The sequence below is a fragment of the Pseudokineococcus sp. 1T1Z-3 genome, from assembly GCF_037482365.1.
GTDB lineage: Bacteria > Actinomycetota > Actinomycetes > Actinomycetales > Quadrisphaeraceae > Pseudokineococcus.
The window spans coordinates 191,233-206,385 of sequence record NZ_JBBHZF010000023.1 but is presented as its reverse complement, the minus strand read 5'-3'; the positions used below and the strand labels follow the sequence as shown (position 1 = coordinate 206,385).

Genomic DNA, 15,153 nt, shown 5'->3' with positions numbered 1-15,153 from the left:
CTTCGCCTCAGGTCAGCGCGGTGCGGGCACCGGCACGGACGGCGTCGGCCACGAGGTCCAGCGCCGGCGAGCGCAGCGCCCACTGCTGCCAGTGCAGGAGGACGTCGGCGCGGTCGCGCGGGCGAGAGCCGTCGGCGAGGTCGACGAGCGAGCCGTCGGCGCGCGCGGGCCCCGCCTGCAGGTCCGGCACCATCCCCCAGCCCATGCCGGCGCGGACGGCCCCGAGGAAGGCGCCCGAGCCGGGCACGTGGTGCGTCGGCGGGTCGACCGGTCGGCGGGCCCGACGCGCGGCGAAGTCGTGCTGCAGGCGGTCGCTGCGGTCGTAGACGACGACGGGCGCGGACGCCAGCGCCGATGGCGTGAGGCCCGCGGGGAACCAGCGTGCGGCGACGTCGGGCGTCGCCATGGGGCGGTACCGCATGCGACCCAGCGGGGTCGTGCGGCAGCCGGGGACGGGTGCGCCGTCGCTCGTGACGGCGGCCATGACCTCTCCGGCGCGCAGCAGGGCGGTGGTGCGGGACTCGTCCTCGCGGCGAAGGTCCAGCCGCACCTGGCCGGCGAGCGGGGCGAGCGCCGGCAGCACCCAGGTGCTCAGCGCGTCGGCGCCGACGGCGACGGTCACCTCGGGCAGGCCACCGTCGTCCCCGCCGAGCTCGGCGGCGGTCAGCCTGCTCAGGTGCGCCACCTGCCGGGCCAGCCGCAGGAGCGCCTCGCCCGAGGCGGTGGGGCGCACGGGACGGGTCCGCACGAGCAGCACCCGCCCGACCTGCGCCTCCAGCGCCCGTAGCCGCTGGCTGACGCCCGACGGCGTGATGTGCAGCCGCTGCGCCGCGGCCTCGAAGGAGCCGGTCGCGACGACGGCGGACAGCGCCGACAGCTGCGCCGGGTCCCAGCGCAGGTCGGAGGTGACGTCTGGCGCCCGGTCTTCGTGCGGTGAGTCGTCGTCATGCGGTGCGGCGTCGCCGGCTGTTGCCAGAGTCCCGTCCATCCTGAGCGATGCTACGGATGCCGGACTTTCCTGACCTGGTCTTCGCCGGAGGAGTCGGCCTAGCGTCCTGCTCCGTGGACCTCTCCTCGCTGCTCGCGGGCCTCGGCCTGGGCCTCTCGCTCATCGTCGCCATCGGGGCGCAGAACGCCTTCGTGCTGCGGCAGGGCCTGCGCGGCGAGCACGTCCTCGTCGTCGTCGCGGTGTGCGCGCTCTCGGACGCCGTCCTCATCACCGCCGGGGTCGCCGGCGTGGGGACGCTCGTGCAGCAGGCGCCGGCCGCGCTCGTCGTCGTGCGCGTCGGCGGGGCGGCCTTCCTCCTCGGCTACGCGGTGCGGGCGGCGCGACGGGCGCTGCGGGGCGACGACGCGCTGACGGCCAGCACCGCGCCCGGGCGAGGCACCCTCGCCGGCGCGGTGACGACGGCGGTCGCGCTGACGTGGCTCAACCCGCACGTCTACCTCGACACCGTCGTCCTGCTCGGCTCGGTGGCGGGGACCCGCGGTGACGGCCGCTGGTGGTTCGGCGGCGGTGCGGTGCTGGCGAGCCTGCTGTGGTTCGCCGCGCTCGGCTTCGGCGCCCGGCTGGTGCGCCCGCTCTTCGCCCGCCCGGGCGCATGGCGCGTGCTCGACGCAGCCATCGCCGTCGTCATGGCTGCGCTCGCCGGCTCCCTCCTGCTGGGCCTGCGGTCGGGGTAGCCCGAGCCAGGGACCTCGGCTGCGCCCGCCGCCGACGGGCGGGAGCGCCGACGGGCGAGGGCACGGGGTCGGTGGTGCCATCGGGGGGTGACCAGCCGCCTCGCCGCCATCGCCCTCGACGCCGTCGACGTCGCCCGCGTCGCCGACTTCTGGTGCGAGGTCCTGGGGTGGCAGCGCGTCGACGAGGGCGTCGAGGTCGTCACCATCGCCGAGGCCCCGGGCGTCTGGCCGGCTCTCGACGTCCTCGCGGTGCCCGAGGCCAAGACGGCGAAGAACCGCCTGCACCTGGACCTGCGGGCGGACGGCACCAGCACGGCCGCGGAGCTCGCGCGGCTGGAGGCCCTCGGCGCCCGGCGCGTCGACGTCGGCCAGGGGCCCGACGTGTCCTGGGTCGTCCTCGCCGACCCCGAGGGCAACGAGCTGTGCCTGCTCTCGCGCACGGTCCAGGAGATCGAGCAGGGCGAGGGCGCATGACGGCGTCCGCCCCGGCGCCCGCCCCGGCCCCGTCGCCACGCCGCTGGCGACCTCGGCGGGTCTACGTCACCCGCTCGGCCGCCGAGCTGCCGCACGGCCGCCGCATCCTGGCCCGCCTGGAGGCCGCCGGCGTCGGCGACGTCGAGCTGCTGCGCTCCGACCGGTTGCCGCCGCTGCGCGGGGAGGACGAGCGCAGCACCTACGCCCTGGCGAAGCAGACGCTCGCCGTCGTCGTCGCCCCGCCGAGCAAGCGCCGCCCGCAGCCGATCCCGCCGAGCGCGGACTGGCGGGTCGACCTCGCCGAGGGCTGCCCCGCGCACTGCCAGTACTGCTACCTCGCGGGCTCGCTCGGCGGGCCACCGATCACCCGCGTCTACGCCAACCTCGAGGAGGTCCTCGACGGCGTCGCCCCGCACGTCGGCACCGGCACGGTGACGAGCGCCAGCCAGGACCGCCGCGACGAGGGGACGACCTTCGAGACCTCCTGCTACACCGACCCCCTCGCGATCGAGCACGTGACGGGGTCGCTGTCCCAGGCCATCTCCTACGTCGGCACGCGCGACTGGGGCGGCCCCGTGCAGATGCGCTTCACGACGAAGTTCGACGACGTCGAGCCGCTGATGGCCCTGCCGCACCACGGGCGGACGCGGGTCCGCCTGTCGGTGAACGCCTCCGGCGTCCAGCGCTTCGAGGGCGGGACGGCCCGGATGCCCCAGCGCGTCGCGGCGCTGCGCGCCCTGGCGCTCGCGGGCTACCCGGTGGGGCTCACCATCGCGCCGATCATGCCCGTCGAGGGCTGGCGCGAGCAGTACGGCGCCCTCCTCGACGACGTCGCCGCCGCGACCGCGGACGTCGCGGGCCTCGACCTCACGGCCGAGCTCATCACCCACCGGTTCACCCCGAGGAGCAAGGAGGTGCTGCAGGGCTGGTACCCGCGCACCGCCCTGGAGATGGACGAGGACGCCCGCCGCCAGAAGCGGGGGAAGTTCGGGGCCGTCAAGCACGTCTACCCCGCGCCGGTCATGCGCGAGCTGCGCGACTGGTTCGAGGCGGCCCTCGCGGAGCGGTTGCCGGCGGCCCGCTACCTGTACTGGACCTGACGCGCGCGGAGTCAGGGCGCGCCCGGAGGTCTGGCGGCGGCCGAGCCGCTCGCGCGCCGGCGGCTCAGCGGGACCGGCGCACGTCCGGCGAGGGGTGCACGCACCGCACGCGCCGTCCCGCCGGCGGGTGGAGGTGCCGGGCGTCGTGCAGGCGGGCCAGCTCGCGGTGGCCGCGGACGGCGTCGCGGAGGAGGTCGGCCAGGCGCGCCTGGCGCAGCGGCACCCGCAGGGCCGCGGGGAGCGCCTGCCGCCCCAGCGCCACGAGCCAGGCGAGCGTGCCGGCCACCACCAGGACCGTGAAGACGACGCTCATCCCTCCTCCACCGCCCGGACGAGGGTGTCGGGGCGCCCGGCCCGGTCCTCGACGGTGCCGACGTCCAGACGTCGCAGCAGCGCGCCCGAGGGGTCGCGCAGGTCGCCGGCCATCACCGCGAGGGCCGCCGCCGCGGGCCCCGGCGCGCCGGTCCCCTCGACCGGGCGGGGAAGGCCCTGCAGCCGGGCGGCCGCCCGGGCGCCGCGCCGCTGGAGGACGACGAGCGGGTCACCCGCCGTGTCGCCGAGCGACCGGCCGGCGAGCGCCTCCAGCTCGGCGACGACGTGCGCCGCCACCTCGCGCCCGAGGCAGCCCTCGACCTCGGCGAGCGCGTGCAAGACGTCCTCGAGCTGGTCGTGTGCCGCCTGCGGCGGCGCTCCTCGCCGATCCATCGGTCCTCCTCCTGCGTCCGCTCGGGCCCGTCCCGACCGGCAGGACGAGCGTCGCGCTCCGGCTGAGGCCGGACGAGTGGCAGGAACGTCGTCGACCGATGACTTCCTGCCACGTCTGTGGCACGGTGGTCGCGTGCTGAGAGACGTGGTGGCCCTGGTGTGGGACGGCGTCGGGATGTTCGGGGTGGGGGTGGTCTCCGAGGTCTTCGGTGACGACCGCAGCGCCGACGGCCTGCCCGCGTACGACTTCGCCCTGGTCACCGAGCGTCCAGGGAAGATCCGCACCGACGCGGGCATCCAGCTCTTCGTCGAGCACGGCCTGGCCCGGGCGGCGAGCGCCGACCTCGTCGTCGTCCTCGGCTGGGAGCAGGTGGTGGAGGACCCGCCTGAGGCCTACCTGCAGGTGCTCCGCGATGCCGTCGCCCGCGGCGCGCGGGTCATGAGCCACTGCACCGGGGCGGCCGTCGTCGCGGCGTCGGGCATCGCCGACGGTCGGCGGCTCGCGACGCACTGGCACTACGCCGACGCCGTCGCCGCGCGCTACCCCGCGGTCGACGTCGAGCGCAGCGCCCTGTACGTCGAGGACGGCCCGGTCCTGTCGAGCGCGGGGACGGCGGCCGGCATCGACGCCTGCCTGCACCTGCTGCGCGCCGAGCACGGCGTCGCGGTCGCCAACGGCGTGGCGCGGCGGATGGTCGTGCCGCCGCACCGCGAGGGCGGGCAGGCCCAGTTCGTCGAGGGCCCCGAGCTGCCGCCGCAGGAGGGGCACCGGCTGCGCGAGGTGCTGGTGTGGGCGGGGGAGCGGCTCGACCAGCCGCTGCCGGTCGAGGAGCTGGCCGCCCGGGCGCTGATGTCCCCGCGCAGCTTCGCCCGGCACTTCCGCGTGCTGACCGGGACGACGCCGCACGCCTGGCTGCTCGCCCAGCGGGTCGCCCTGGCCCAGGACCTGCTGGAGAGCACCGACCTCGCCGTCGACGAGGTCGCCCGCCGGGCCGGCTTCGGCGCGAGCACGACCCTGCGCCAGCACTTCACGCGCCGGGTCGGCACCTCCCCGCAGGCCTACCGCCGCGCCTTCCGCGGCTCGCCCGTCGAGGCGCCGGCTCCGCCCGCGCAGCGGACGCAACCCCCTGCCGTGCCGGCGGTCGCCGCCCGCCGTCACGACCCGGCGGCGCTCGCCCGTCCCTGAGCCGCCCCTTCCCCCGCGACGTGTGACCTCGTCGTGGAGGAGGGGCGCGACGAGGTCGCACCGCGGGGACCGAGCGCGAGGGGACGACCTGTCGTGAGGCCGGGCGGGCGGCGCACGAGGGGGAGGGAGGGGGGCGGTCGCTAGGGCTGGTCGGCGCGGGCGACGCCGGGGTCGGCGCGCAGCCGGGCGGACGCCGTCCGCATGTGGGCCTCCATCGCGGCGGCCGCGGCGCGGGGGTCGCGGGCACGCAGGGCGTCGGCGACGGCGGCGTGCTCGTCGACCGTGTCGGCCAGGTCGGTCGCGGCCTTGACGTAGCGCTCCGCCCAGACCCGCAGCAGCGCGCGGGAGGTCGACAGCAGGTCCTCCAGCAGCGGGTTGCCGGCCATCCGGGCGACCGTCCGGTGGAAGCGCATGTCGGCCGCGACGAAGGCGTCGACGTCGTCGCGGCTGCGGCGCTGCTCGTCGACGAGACGGTCCAGCTCGTCCAGGTCGACCTCTCGCGGCGCGCCCGCCGCCAGCAGGGCCGCCTGGCGCTCCAGCCCGGAGCGCACCTGCAGCAGGTGCTCGGTGCTCTCCTGCCCGACGAGCAGGCCCCAGGCGAGGCTGCGCGGCAGCAGCTCCGACGTCGTCGCCCGCAGGTAGGTGCCGGAGCCGACGCGGACCTCGACGATGCCGAGGACCTCCAGGGCCGCTAGCCCCTCACGGACGGCCGAGCGCCCGACGCCGAGGCGGGCGGCCAGCATCCGCTCCCCCGGCAGCCGGTCTCCCACCCGCATGGCCCCGCCGGTCAGCAGCTCCAGCAGCGCCGTCGCCACCTCGTGACCGGCGGAGCCGGGCGGCACGGGGTCGAGGGCGGCCTCCAGGTCGCGCACGGCGTCCGAGGCGGAGGGGCTCACCCGGCGAGCGTAGCCAGGCGCTGAGCCCTGCTCCGACGAGTGGTTGACCGGTCGACCGGTCAACCACTACCGTCCAGGGCATCACGATGACGTGAGGAGGACCATGAAGGTCGGCACGAGCACGTACGCGTTGTTCTGGACCTGGCACGCCGGTCCCGGCCGGTCCGGCGACCTGCCCGAGACCGACCTCCGGGGGCTGGTCGCCCGCGGTGCGGACGACGGCGCCGAGGTCGTGCAGCTCTGCGACCACCCTGACGTCGAGCGCCAGTCGCCCGAGCAGCTGCGGGGCCTGCGGTCCTTCGCCGCCGAGCGCGGGGTCTGCCTCGAGGCGGGCACGCGCGGCGTCGACGCCGAGCACCTCGACCGCTGGCTCGACGTCTGCGCCGCCCTGGGCAGCCCGCTCCTGCGGAGCATGCTGCCCGCGAGCGCCCGTGACCCTGAGGGCTTCCGGGCCGCCGTCGCCGGCATCACCCGCGTGGTGCCGCGACTGGAGGACGCCGGCGTCGACCTCGCCCTGGAGACCTACGAGCAGGTGCCCACGGGCACGCTCGTCGACGTCGTCGAGGCGGTCGGGAGCGACCGGGTCGGCATCTGCCTCGACCCCGGCAACTGCGTCGCCGCGCTGGAGCACCCCCGTGACGTCGTCGAACGGTGCGCGCCGCACGTGCGCAACGTGCACGTCAAGGACTTCGGCTTCAGCCGGCAGGACGGCTGGGTGGGCTTCACCTACGCCGGGGCCCCGCTCGGCGAGGGCCTGCTCGACCTCGACCACCTGCTCGACGCCGCGCTCGCGGTACGTCCCGACGTCACCTGCGTCGTCGAGCAGTGGGTGCCGTGGCAGGGCGACGCCGCGGCGACCCGTGAGACCGAGGCGGCCTGGAACGCGCGCAGCCTCGCCGTCCTCACCGCCCAGCAGCGACGCCGGACCCCTGCCCTCGCCCCCTAAGGGCCCGGCCCGCCGTCCGTCAGACCCCGACCGCCAGACCCCCACCACCGCAGGAGGAGTCATGAGCACCATCGAGCAGAGCCACGCCACCGGGGCGGACCCGGCCACCGTGACCGTCGCCGTCGTCGGCGCCGGCGGCAAGATGGGCACGCGGGTGTCCAACAACCTCGCCGGGTCGCGCTTCGCCATCCGCTACTGCGAGTCGTCACCTTCCGGGCGCGAGCGGATCGAGGCCGCCGGCCGCACGGTCAGCGACACCGACGAGGCCGTCGTGGACGCGGACGTCGTCATCCTCGCGGTGCCCGACACCGCGCTCGGGCCCGTGTCGGAGAAGGTCGTCCCGCAGCTGAGGCCGGGCGCCGTCGTCCTCACGCTCGACCCGGCCGCCGCCTACGCGGGGCTGCTGCAGCCGCGGGAGGACATCCACTACGCGTGCGCGCACCCTTGCCACCCGTCGGTCTTCCTCGAGCGCACCTCGCCCGAGGAGTGGGCCGACACCTTCGGCGGCATCGCCGCGCCCCAGGAGGTCGTGGCGGCGCTGGAGTCCGGTGACGACGCCGTCCGCGACCTCACCCGCGAGGTCGTCTCGACCATGTACGCGCCCGTCGTCGACGTGCACTGGGTGACCGTCGAGCAGCTGGCCTACCTCGAGCCGACGACCGTGGAGGTCATCGGCTGCATGCTCGGGGAGTTCCTCGCCGAGGTCCGCGAGACCGCCGTCGACAAGGGCATCCCGCGTCCCGCGGTCGAGGCGATGCTCTACGGCCACATCTTCATCGCGCTGACCAACGGCCTGCGCGGCTCGAACCCCTTCTCCGACGCGTGCCTGCGCGCCATGGACTACGGGCGTGAGCACGTCATCAAGGACGACTGGAAGAAGGTCTTCGAGCAGTCCGAGCTCGACCGGGTCATCTGCCAGATGCTCGACATCGACGAGATCCGTCGCTGAGCCACGCGGCCTGAGCCCTCGCCCGCCGGGACCGGCCAGGAGGGCCCTGGTCCGCACGGCCGTCGTCCCGGCGGCTCACCCATCACCCTCGTGCCCGCCGGGCACGCGCGGACACCGTCGTCTGTGAAGGAGGCCCGTCGTGGGCACCGGATACCTCGTGGGCGTCGCCGTCGCGGCGATCGTCCTCCTGCTCTTCCTCGTGATGAAGGTGAAGATCCCCGCCTTCGTCGCCCTGCTCCTCGTGGCGGTGGGCACCGCGCTGGCCACCGGCATCGCCCCCGAGGAGGTGGTCCCCCTGGTCGTCACGGGGATGGGCGGCACGCTCGGGACCGTCGCGCTGCTCGTCGGCCTCGGGGCCATGCTCGGCGCCATCGTCGAGAAGACCGGCGGCGCAGGCGTCCTCGCCGACGCGCTGGCTCGCAGGCTCGGGCCCGAGCGGGTGGGGCCGGCGCTGCTGCTCGCGTCGGCCGTCGTCGCCGTGCCGATCTTCTTCGACGTCGCGTTCATCATCCTCGTGCCGATCGTCCTCAGCTTCGCCAAGGCGGCGGGGCACCGCTCGCCGGTCCTCGTCGGCATCCCCGTCGCGGTCCTCATGGTGTTCCTGCACAACACCGTGCCGCCGCACCCCGGCGTCACCGGGTCCAGCACGCTGCTCGGCGCCGACATCGGCCTCGTGACGATCACCGCCCTCGTCATCGCGATCCCCGTCGGCGTGCTGTGCCACTACGCGGGCAAGCTCGTCACGCGACCCGACTTCGCCATCGCGGCAAGGGTGCGCGAGCAGTACGAGTCCTTGGGCCCGGCGGACGGCGGCAGCGGTGCCGGCGGTCGCGGCCCTGGTGGCGGCGGGACGGCGACCGGCGGGCCGACCACCGACAGCGGCGTCGCCGTCGCCGAGCGCGCGGGCACCACGACGACCGCGGGCAAGGACGGCGGAGCGGTCTCGCAGCCCTCGCCGCTGGCCGTCGTCCTCATGGTCCTCGTGCCGGTCGCCATGATCGCGACAGGCACCATCAGCGCCGTCACGCTCCCCGAGGACTCGGCCGCCCTGCCCGTCATCAGCCTCGTCGGGGCTCCGGCGTTCGCGCTGCTCGTCGCCGTCATGCTCGCGCTCTACGTCCTCGGGGTGCGCCACGGCTGGGGCCGCGAGCAGATGGGCGAGGTCATGGACGCCTCGCTGGCCCCCGCGGCCATCGTCGTCTTCGTCACCGGCGCCGGCGGGGTCTTCGCCCGCGTGCTGTCCGAGACCGGGCTGGGCGACTCGATCTCCGGCGCCCTCGTCGGCGCCGGTGTCCCGGTGCTCGTGCTCGCCTTCCTCCTCGCCACCGTCTTCAAGGTGGCGCAGGGCTCCGGCACGGTCGCCACGCTCGCCGCCGCGGGACTGCTCCAGTCGACGGTCGAGGGCGGCGGCTACTCCTCCTTCCAGGTGGTGCTCGTCGTCCTGGCGATCGCGTGCGGCTCGGTCGCCCTCTCGCACATCAACGACTCGGGCTTCTGGATCGTCACGCGCTTCCTCGGCCTGTCCGTCGCGGACGGGCTGCGGACCTGGACGGTGCTCGCCACGATCCTCGGCTGGTCGACGTTCGCCCTCCTCGGGCTGCTGTGGGTGGTCGTCTCCTGACCCCGTCTCGGCGGCCGCTCCCGGCAGCGGGGAGCGGCCGCCGCGCCCATATCCACAGCCGTGCCACAGACCCACAGCCGTGCCACAGGGGACCCACCGTCGGTGCATCGGGAGGCCGCCGACGCTCAGGGCATGAGCGGGACGCAGGGCCACCGCGACGGCCGGCCGAGCAGGGACGGCCGGCCGACGCCCCCGGCCACCTACGAGGGGCGGGTGCTCCCACGACCGCGCGAGGACGTCGAGGACCAGGGCCTCGCCTTCGACGTCGCCACCATGGTCCGGCGCCGGCAGGTGCTGCGAGGCCTCGGCCTGGGTGCCGTCGGCATGGCGCTCGCCGCCTGCGGCGCCACGACGAGCGCGAGCAGCTCGACGTCGTCGGCGGCCACCCCGGCGACGGACGAGATCCCCGACGAGACGGCCGGGCCCTACCCCGGCGACGGGTCCAACGGCCCGGACGTGCTGGAGAGCAGCGGTGTCGTGCGTAGCGACATCACCTCCAGCTTCGGCAGCGCGTCGGGCACCGCCGAGGGCGTGCCGATGGAGCTGACGCTCACCGTCACCGACATCGCCGGCGGTGGCGTGCCCTTCGCCGGCGCAGCCGTCTACGTGTGGCACTGCGACGCCCAGGGGCGGTACTCCCTCTACTCCGACGGCGTCACGCAGGAGAACTACCTGCGGGGCGTGCAGGTCGCGGGCGACGACGGCGTCGTCCGCTTCACGAGCGTCGTCCCGGCCTGCTACTCCGGTCGGTGGCCGCACGTCCACCTCGAGGTCTACCCCGACGTCGGCTCGATCACCGACGTCGAGAACGCCGTCGCGACCTCGCAGGTGGCCCTGCCGCAGGACCTGTGCGACGCCGTCTACGCCGTGGCCGGCTACGAGGGCTCGGCCGCCAACCTCGCACGGACCACGTTGGCGAGCGACACCGTCTTCGGCGACGACGGCGGCGCCAGCCAGCTGGCCACGGTCTCCGGCGACGTCGCGAGCGGGTACGCCGTCTCGCTCGCCGTCGGTGTCGACACGAGCACCGAGCCGACCGGCGGCGGGCTGCCCGGCGGGTCCGACGGCGCCGGCGGCGGACGGGGTGGGCCGCCTCCTGGCGGTCGGCCGTGACCGGGGGGCATGTTCGCCGCGTCGTCCCGGCAGGAGAGACGCCGGCGTGGCGACACGCCGTGGCGCTGGGCCGTCCGGGTGACGGCCGCACGAGGAGCGGCGCCACGCACATGATCTTGAGCGGCCAGGTGCCGATGCCCGGCGCATGCAGACCGCCTCCTCCACCGCCGTGCCGAGGCCCACGGCGCTCGTCCCGGCGCCTCGGACGTCGAGGGAGCAGCCCTCCCGTGTCGCGGCCTGGCTGGGCGCCGGCGACGACGTCGAGGTGGGGGCGCTGGTGCGGGTGGCCGCCGCCGTCGCCGGGGTGCCCTACGCGACGGTCAACCTCTTCGACGGCGCGATGCAGTGCCAGCTCGGCGCGCACGGCTTCGAGGGTGGGCCGTCGCCGGCGGCGGAGTCGATGTGCGCCGCCCGGCTGCCCGACTGCCGCACCGTGCACGTGGCCGACGCCAGCGCGGACCCGGGGTACAGCACCAACCCGTGGGTGGACGGACGGCGTGCCGCGGTCCGCCTCTACGCGTCGGTGCCGCTCGTCCCGCCGGGAGGCGGCGCCCCCGTCGGCACGCTGTGCGTCTTCGACGTCGTCCCCGGGAGCCTCGACGCCGCCCAGCTGGCGCGGCTGGAGGACCTGGCCGTCGGGCTCGTCGCGCTGCTGGAGCGTCGGCGCGAGGCCGTCGTCAGCGCCCGGCTCGCCGACGAGGCCGACGAGCAGCGCGAGCTGGCGGAGCTGGTGATGGCCGAGCTCGCCACGCGCAGCGAGGAGATCGACGAGCGCAACGAGCTCATCGAGGCCGTCCTCGCCAGCATCGACGTCGGCGTCGTCGCCTGCGGCCCGGACGGGCACCTGACCCTCTTCAACCAGGCCGCCCAGCGCTGGCACGCGATGGACGCCGACCCCACGCTCGACCCCGAGCAGCTCGCGGGCCGCTACGACCTCTTCGAGGCGGACGGGAGGACACCGCTGACGGCCGAGCGCATCCCGCTCGTCCGCGCCCTCCACGAGGGCGTGGTCGCGGACGCCGAGATCGTCATCGCCCCGGAGGGTCAGCCGCGACGCAGCGCCCTGACGACGGGGCGGGCCCTGACCCGCGCGGACGGCAGCAGCCTCGGCGCGGTCGTCGTGATGGCCGACGTCACCGCCGACCGGGCCGCGCGCCGCGCCGTGGAGCAGGCGCACGAGGAGCTGGCGCGGCGCCAGGAGCGGCTGGAGCTCGAGGTCTCGAGCCGCCGCCGGGCGCAGCAGCAGCTGGCCTCGGCCAACGAGGAGCTGCGCCGCCTGCTGCTCGTCGACGGTCTCACCGGCCTCGCCAACCGACCGTGCCTGGACGACCACCTCGAGCGCCAGGTGCGCGTCGCCCGGCGCAGCGGTGAGCCGCTGAGCGTCCTGATGGTCGACGTCGACCACTTCAAGCTCTTCAACGACAGCCGCGGGCACCTCGCCGGCGACGAGTGCCTGCGTGAGATCGCGCGGCTGCTGGCCGCAGGCGTCGAGCGCGGCGGGGACCTCGTGGCGCGGTACGGCGGCGAGGAGTTCGCCGTCGTGCTCGCCGGCACCGACGCGGCGGGCGCGGTCGTCGTCGCCGAGCGTCTCGTGGCCCTCGTGCACGACGCCGGGCTCGCCCACGGCGCCCTCGGGGCCGGCGCCCACGTCTCCGTGAGCATCGGTGCAGCGACGTGGGTCCCGGGGCAGGCACGTGCGGACGGTCCCGAGGCGACTGCTGCTGCGTCGTCGGCGCTGCTGGAGCGGGCGGACGGCGCGCTCTACGCCGCCAAGGCGGCGGGGCGGGGCCGCGCCGTCCACGAGGACGCGCTGGAGCCGTCGGCCGGCTGACGGCGCCGTCAGCCGGCCGCGCCGAGGTCGGGGGAGCCCGCGGCGGGGGGCGGCGTGGTGGGGGGCGGCGCGGCGGAGGGCGGCGCGGCGGCAGACGGCGGCGGGGCCGCGCTCGCAGGTCGGGCCCGCAGGTGCGCCCGCTGGCCCTGCGGGCCCATGAGCGCGAGCAGCTCGCAGCCGCCCTCGCCGACCGCGGTCATCGCGTGCGGTGTGCGGCAGTCGAACTCGGCCGCCTCCCCGGGGGTGAGGACCATGTCGTGCGGCCCGAGGCGGAGCCGCAGCCGGCCGTCGAGCACGTAGAGCCACTCGTAGCCCTCGTGCGTCCGCAGCTGCGGCCCGCCGTCGGCACCCTCGGGTGCGGTGCCATGACCGGCGGGCATGAGCAGCTTCATCGCCTGGATGCCGCCGGGTCGTCGTGTCAGGGGCAGCACCGTCATCCCGTGGCGCTCGACCGGTCGCAGCCGCACGCGGGGGTCGCCGGTATCGGGGGCGTCGACGAGCTCGTCGAGCGGCACCTGGTGGGCGCGGGCGAGGGGCAGCAGCAGCTCCAGCGTCGGCCGGCGCTGCCCCTGCTCGAGCCGCGACAGGGTGCTCACCGAGATCCCGGTCTCGGTCGACAGGTCGGCGAGCGTGCGGTCGGAGGCCTGGCGCAGTGCCCGCAGGCGTGGGCCGACGGCGTCGAGGACGGGGGTGAGGTCGGCGTCGTCCATGCCCGGCAGTTTGCCACCTCGGCAAGGATGCTTGCCGGTTCGACGACCGCGGGTGCACTCTGCCGGCGTCGCGGTCGGTCGGGCCGCAGAGCGGGAGGAGCAGCCGTGGGAGCAAGGACGGCGGGCAGCGAGCAGCTGCTCGAGCAGTACGACGTGGTCGTGGTGGGCGGCGGGGCCGCCGGGCTCGCGGGGGCGCTGACGACGGCGCGGGCGCTGCGCAGCACGCTCGTCGTCGACGCCGGGGAGCCGCGCAACGCCCCGGCGCTGGGCGTGCACGGCTACCTCGGCCGGGAGGGGACGGCGCCGGGAGAGCTGGTCGCCGTCGGCCGGGCCGAGGTGGAGGCCTACGGCGGGCAGGTGGTCGAGGGCGCGGCCGAGGGAGTCGAGCGGATCGGCTCCGGAGGGCCGGCGGACGCCCGCTTCCGCGTCGAGCTGACGGACGGGCGGTCGGTCCTCGCGCGTGAGCTGCTCCTGGCCACCGGGGTCGAGGACGTACTGCCGGCGGTGCCCGGGCTGCGCGAACGGTGGGGGCTCGACGTCCTCCACTGCCCGTTCTGCCACGGCCGCGAGGTCGCGGACCAGGTCGTCGGTGTGCTGTCGACCAGCGCGCTCGGCCCCGACCAGGCCCTCATGTGGCGCGGCTGGAGCGAGCGCGTCGTGCTGCTGGAGCACACCGGGCCCGACCCGTCGCCCGAGCAGGCCGAGGCGATGGCAGCCCGGGGCGTCGAGCGGGTGGGCGGTGAGGTCGCCGGGCTCGACGTCGAGGACGACCGGCTGACCGGCGTGCGCCTGGTGGACGGGCGGCTGGTCGCCCTCGGGGCGCTGGTGACGGCCTCGCGCGTCGTCCCGGCCCGGGTGCTGCTCGACGCCCTCGGTGTCCCCGTGGTGCCGCTGCAGATGGGGCCGTCCGGTCCCGTCCTCGGCGAGCACGTCCCGGCGGACCCCATGGGCGGCACGGACGTGCCCGGCGTCTCCGTCGCCGGCAACCTCGCGGCCCCGATGGCGACCGTCCTGGCGTGTGCCGCAGCGGGCGCGACGGCAGGCGCGCGGGTCGTCCGCGCGCTGGTCGACGCGGACACCGCGGCCGCCGTCGCCCGCGCCCGTGCGAGCGTGGCGGCGTGAGCGGGGGAGCGGCTGGCGGGCAACGCCAGCACGGGCACGTCGGGGGGCACCAGCACGGCGGCGGGCCGCCGGACGCCGGTCGGGCGGCGCTGGAGGACGCCTCGTTGTCCACGCAGGAGCGGTGGGAGGGCTTCTACGTCGGGCGGGGAGAGCGGCTGTGGAGCGGGCGGCCGAACGTGCGGCTCGTCGACGTCGTCGGGCCGATGACGCCGGGGCGCGCCCTCGACCTCGGGTGCGGCGAGGGTGGGGACGCCGTCTGGCTGGCCTCGCGGGGCTGGGCGACGACGGCCGTCGACGTCGCGCCGACGGCGGTCGCACGCACGCAGGCCGCGGCGGCCGCGGCCGGTGTCGACGTCGTCGCCGAGGTGCACGACCTGGAGCACTCGCTGCCGCCCGGCCCGTTCGACCTGGTCAGCGCCTTCTTCCTCATGTCGCCCGTGGAGTGGGACCGCGGCGCGGCGGTGCGCCGCGCCGCCGCGACGCTGGTCCCGGGCGGGGTCCTCCTGCTCGTGGACCACGGCAGCGTCCCGCCGTGGAGCGGCTTCTCCGGGCACGAGCACGCCGGTGCCCAGCAGACGCTCGACGAGCTCGACCTGCTGCCCGGGGAGTTCGAGACGGTGCGCCTCGACGAGCCGACCCGTGAGGTGACGGGGCCGGACGGTCAGGTCGCGGAGATCAGCGACGTCGTCGTGCTCGTGCGGCGCCGCTGAGCCTCCGGGGTCGGTCGAGTCCGACGTCCGGCCGGTTCCCGGGCGGGTAGACCTGCGGGACGTCGGACTCGGCGCCTCGCGCGGACCCGGACCCGTCCACAGGGTGC

At 76.2% G+C, this 15,153-nt stretch carries 16 protein-coding genes; 11 read left to right on the top strand and 5 right to left on the bottom strand.

Annotated elements, in window-relative coordinates:
• Positions 1–7 precede the first annotated feature (7 nt).
• The gene (locus WDV86_RS08425) at positions 8–988 is read right to left on the bottom strand and encodes a LysR family transcriptional regulator ArgP (protein WP_339567171.1); all 981 of its coding nucleotides are present in this window, start codon (positions 986–988) and stop codon (positions 8–10) included.
• Between the two features lie 74 nt (positions 989–1,062).
• Here WDV86_RS08425 and WDV86_RS08420 point away from each other — a divergent pair, with 74 nt between their 5' ends.
• From WDV86_RS08420 to WDV86_RS08410, 3 genes are all read left to right on the top strand, one after another.
• A complete protein-coding gene (locus WDV86_RS08420) occupies positions 1,063–1,683 on the top strand; it encodes a LysE/ArgO family amino acid transporter (protein ID WP_339567170.1) in 621 nt (206 codons plus the stop codon).
• An 87-nt stretch (positions 1,684–1,770) separates the two neighbouring features.
• Positions 1,771–2,157: a VOC family protein gene (locus tag WDV86_RS08415; protein WP_339567169.1), complete on the top strand. Its 387-nt coding sequence runs from the start codon at positions 1,771–1,773 to the stop codon at positions 2,155–2,157.
• Positions 2,154–3,257, top strand: coding sequence for an SPL family radical SAM protein (locus WDV86_RS08410; protein ID WP_339567168.1), 1,104 nt, complete (start codon positions 2,154–2,156; stop codon positions 3,255–3,257). Before WDV86_RS08415 ends, WDV86_RS08410 begins: the two co-directional genes overlap by 4 nt.
• A gap of 64 nt (positions 3,258–3,321) precedes the next feature.
• Here WDV86_RS08410 and WDV86_RS08405 read toward each other — a convergent pair whose 3' ends face one another.
• Both WDV86_RS08405 and WDV86_RS08400 read right to left on the bottom strand, forming a co-directional pair.
• Positions 3,322–3,570 carry a hypothetical protein gene (locus tag WDV86_RS08405; protein ID WP_339567167.1) on the bottom strand — a complete coding sequence of 83 codons (249 nt, stop codon included), beginning with the start codon at positions 3,568–3,570 and terminating at the stop codon, positions 3,322–3,324.
• Positions 3,567–3,962, bottom strand: coding sequence for a hypothetical protein (locus WDV86_RS08400; RefSeq protein WP_339567166.1), 396 nt, complete (start codon positions 3,960–3,962; stop codon positions 3,567–3,569). The genes WDV86_RS08405 and WDV86_RS08400 overlap by 4 nt, the downstream gene beginning before the upstream one ends.
• Before the next feature lie 133 nt (positions 3,963–4,095).
• Here WDV86_RS08400 and WDV86_RS08395 point away from each other — a divergent pair, with 133 nt between their 5' ends.
• On the top strand, positions 4,096–5,148 hold the full coding sequence (locus WDV86_RS08395) for a helix-turn-helix domain-containing protein (protein ID WP_339567165.1): 1,053 nt from the start codon (positions 4,096–4,098) through the stop codon (positions 5,146–5,148).
• A 140-nt stretch (positions 5,149–5,288) separates the two neighbouring features.
• Here the strand turns inward: WDV86_RS08395 and WDV86_RS08390 are convergent, their stop codons facing one another.
• Positions 5,289–6,044, bottom strand: a complete 756-nt coding sequence (locus WDV86_RS08390) for a FadR/GntR family transcriptional regulator (RefSeq protein ID WP_339567164.1) — start codon at positions 6,042–6,044, stop codon at positions 5,289–5,291.
• A gap of 103 nt (positions 6,045–6,147) precedes the next feature.
• Here WDV86_RS08390 and WDV86_RS08385 point away from each other — a divergent pair, with 103 nt between their 5' ends.
• From WDV86_RS08385 to WDV86_RS08365, 5 genes are all read left to right on the top strand, one after another.
• The gene (locus WDV86_RS08385) at positions 6,148–6,990 is read left to right on the top strand and encodes a sugar phosphate isomerase/epimerase family protein (protein ID WP_339567163.1); all 843 of its coding nucleotides are present in this window, start codon (positions 6,148–6,150) and stop codon (positions 6,988–6,990) included.
• Between the two features lie 61 nt (positions 6,991–7,051).
• Entirely contained in the window at positions 7,052–7,939 is an 888-nt protein-coding gene (locus tag WDV86_RS08380) for a phosphogluconate dehydrogenase C-terminal domain-containing protein (protein ID WP_339567162.1), read from the top strand.
• Positions 7,940–8,078: 139 nt separating this feature from the next.
• The gene (locus WDV86_RS08375; protein ID WP_339567161.1) at positions 8,079–9,560 is read left to right on the top strand and encodes a GntT/GntP/DsdX family permease; all 1,482 of its coding nucleotides are present in this window, start codon (positions 8,079–8,081) and stop codon (positions 9,558–9,560) included.
• 132 nt (positions 9,561–9,692) lie between these two features.
• The gene (locus WDV86_RS08370) at positions 9,693–10,673 is read left to right on the top strand and encodes an intradiol ring-cleavage dioxygenase (protein ID WP_339567160.1); all 981 of its coding nucleotides are present in this window, start codon (positions 9,693–9,695) and stop codon (positions 10,671–10,673) included.
• Between the two features lie 145 nt (positions 10,674–10,818).
• The gene (locus WDV86_RS08365) at positions 10,819–12,504 is read left to right on the top strand and encodes a sensor domain-containing diguanylate cyclase (protein WP_339567159.1); all 1,686 of its coding nucleotides are present in this window, start codon (positions 10,819–10,821) and stop codon (positions 12,502–12,504) included.
• A gap of 8 nt (positions 12,505–12,512) precedes the next feature.
• On the opposite strand, the gene WDV86_RS08360 is transcribed toward WDV86_RS08365, so the two are convergent.
• Complete coding sequence (locus WDV86_RS08360) at positions 12,513–13,214, bottom strand: helix-turn-helix domain-containing protein (protein WP_339567158.1); 702 nt, start codon at positions 13,212–13,214, stop codon at positions 12,513–12,515.
• A gap of 105 nt (positions 13,215–13,319) precedes the next feature.
• On the opposite strand from WDV86_RS08360, the gene WDV86_RS08355 reads away from it, so the two are divergent.
• Both WDV86_RS08355 and WDV86_RS08350 read left to right on the top strand, forming a co-directional pair.
• Entirely contained in the window at positions 13,320–14,336 is a 1,017-nt protein-coding gene (locus WDV86_RS08355) for an NAD(P)/FAD-dependent oxidoreductase (protein ID WP_339567157.1), read from the top strand.
• Between the two features lie 89 nt (positions 14,337–14,425).
• Complete coding sequence (locus WDV86_RS08350) at positions 14,426–15,046, top strand: class I SAM-dependent methyltransferase (protein ID WP_445262997.1); 621 nt, start codon at positions 14,426–14,428, stop codon at positions 15,044–15,046.
• Positions 15,047–15,153 lie beyond the last annotated feature (107 nt).

Excerpts from the sequence above, each read along its gene's own strand:
- WDV86_RS08425 (WP_339567171.1), bottom strand. The coding sequence starts at position 988 with ATGGACGGGACTCTGGCAACAGCCGGCGACGCCGCACCGCATGACGAC.
- WDV86_RS08410 (WP_339567168.1), top strand. The coding sequence starts at position 2,154 with ATGACGGCGTCCGCCCCGGCGCCCGCCCCGGCCCCGTCGCCACGCCGC.
- WDV86_RS08405 (WP_339567167.1), bottom strand. The coding sequence starts at position 3,570 with ATGAGCGTCGTCTTCACGGTCCTGGTGGTGGCCGGCACGCTCGCCTGG.
- WDV86_RS08400 (WP_339567166.1), bottom strand. The coding sequence starts at position 3,962 with ATGGATCGGCGAGGAGCGCCGCCGCAGGCGGCACACGACCAGCTCGAG.
- WDV86_RS08385 (WP_339567163.1), top strand. The coding sequence starts at position 6,148 with ATGAAGGTCGGCACGAGCACGTACGCGTTGTTCTGGACCTGGCACGCC.
- WDV86_RS08380 (WP_339567162.1), top strand. The coding sequence starts at position 7,052 with ATGAGCACCATCGAGCAGAGCCACGCCACCGGGGCGGACCCGGCCACC.
- WDV86_RS08370 (WP_339567160.1), top strand. The coding sequence starts at position 9,693 with ATGAGCGGGACGCAGGGCCACCGCGACGGCCGGCCGAGCAGGGACGGC.
- WDV86_RS08365 (WP_339567159.1), top strand. The coding sequence starts at position 10,819 with ATGCAGACCGCCTCCTCCACCGCCGTGCCGAGGCCCACGGCGCTCGTC.
- WDV86_RS08360 (WP_339567158.1), bottom strand. The coding sequence starts at position 13,214 with ATGGACGACGCCGACCTCACCCCCGTCCTCGACGCCGTCGGCCCACGC.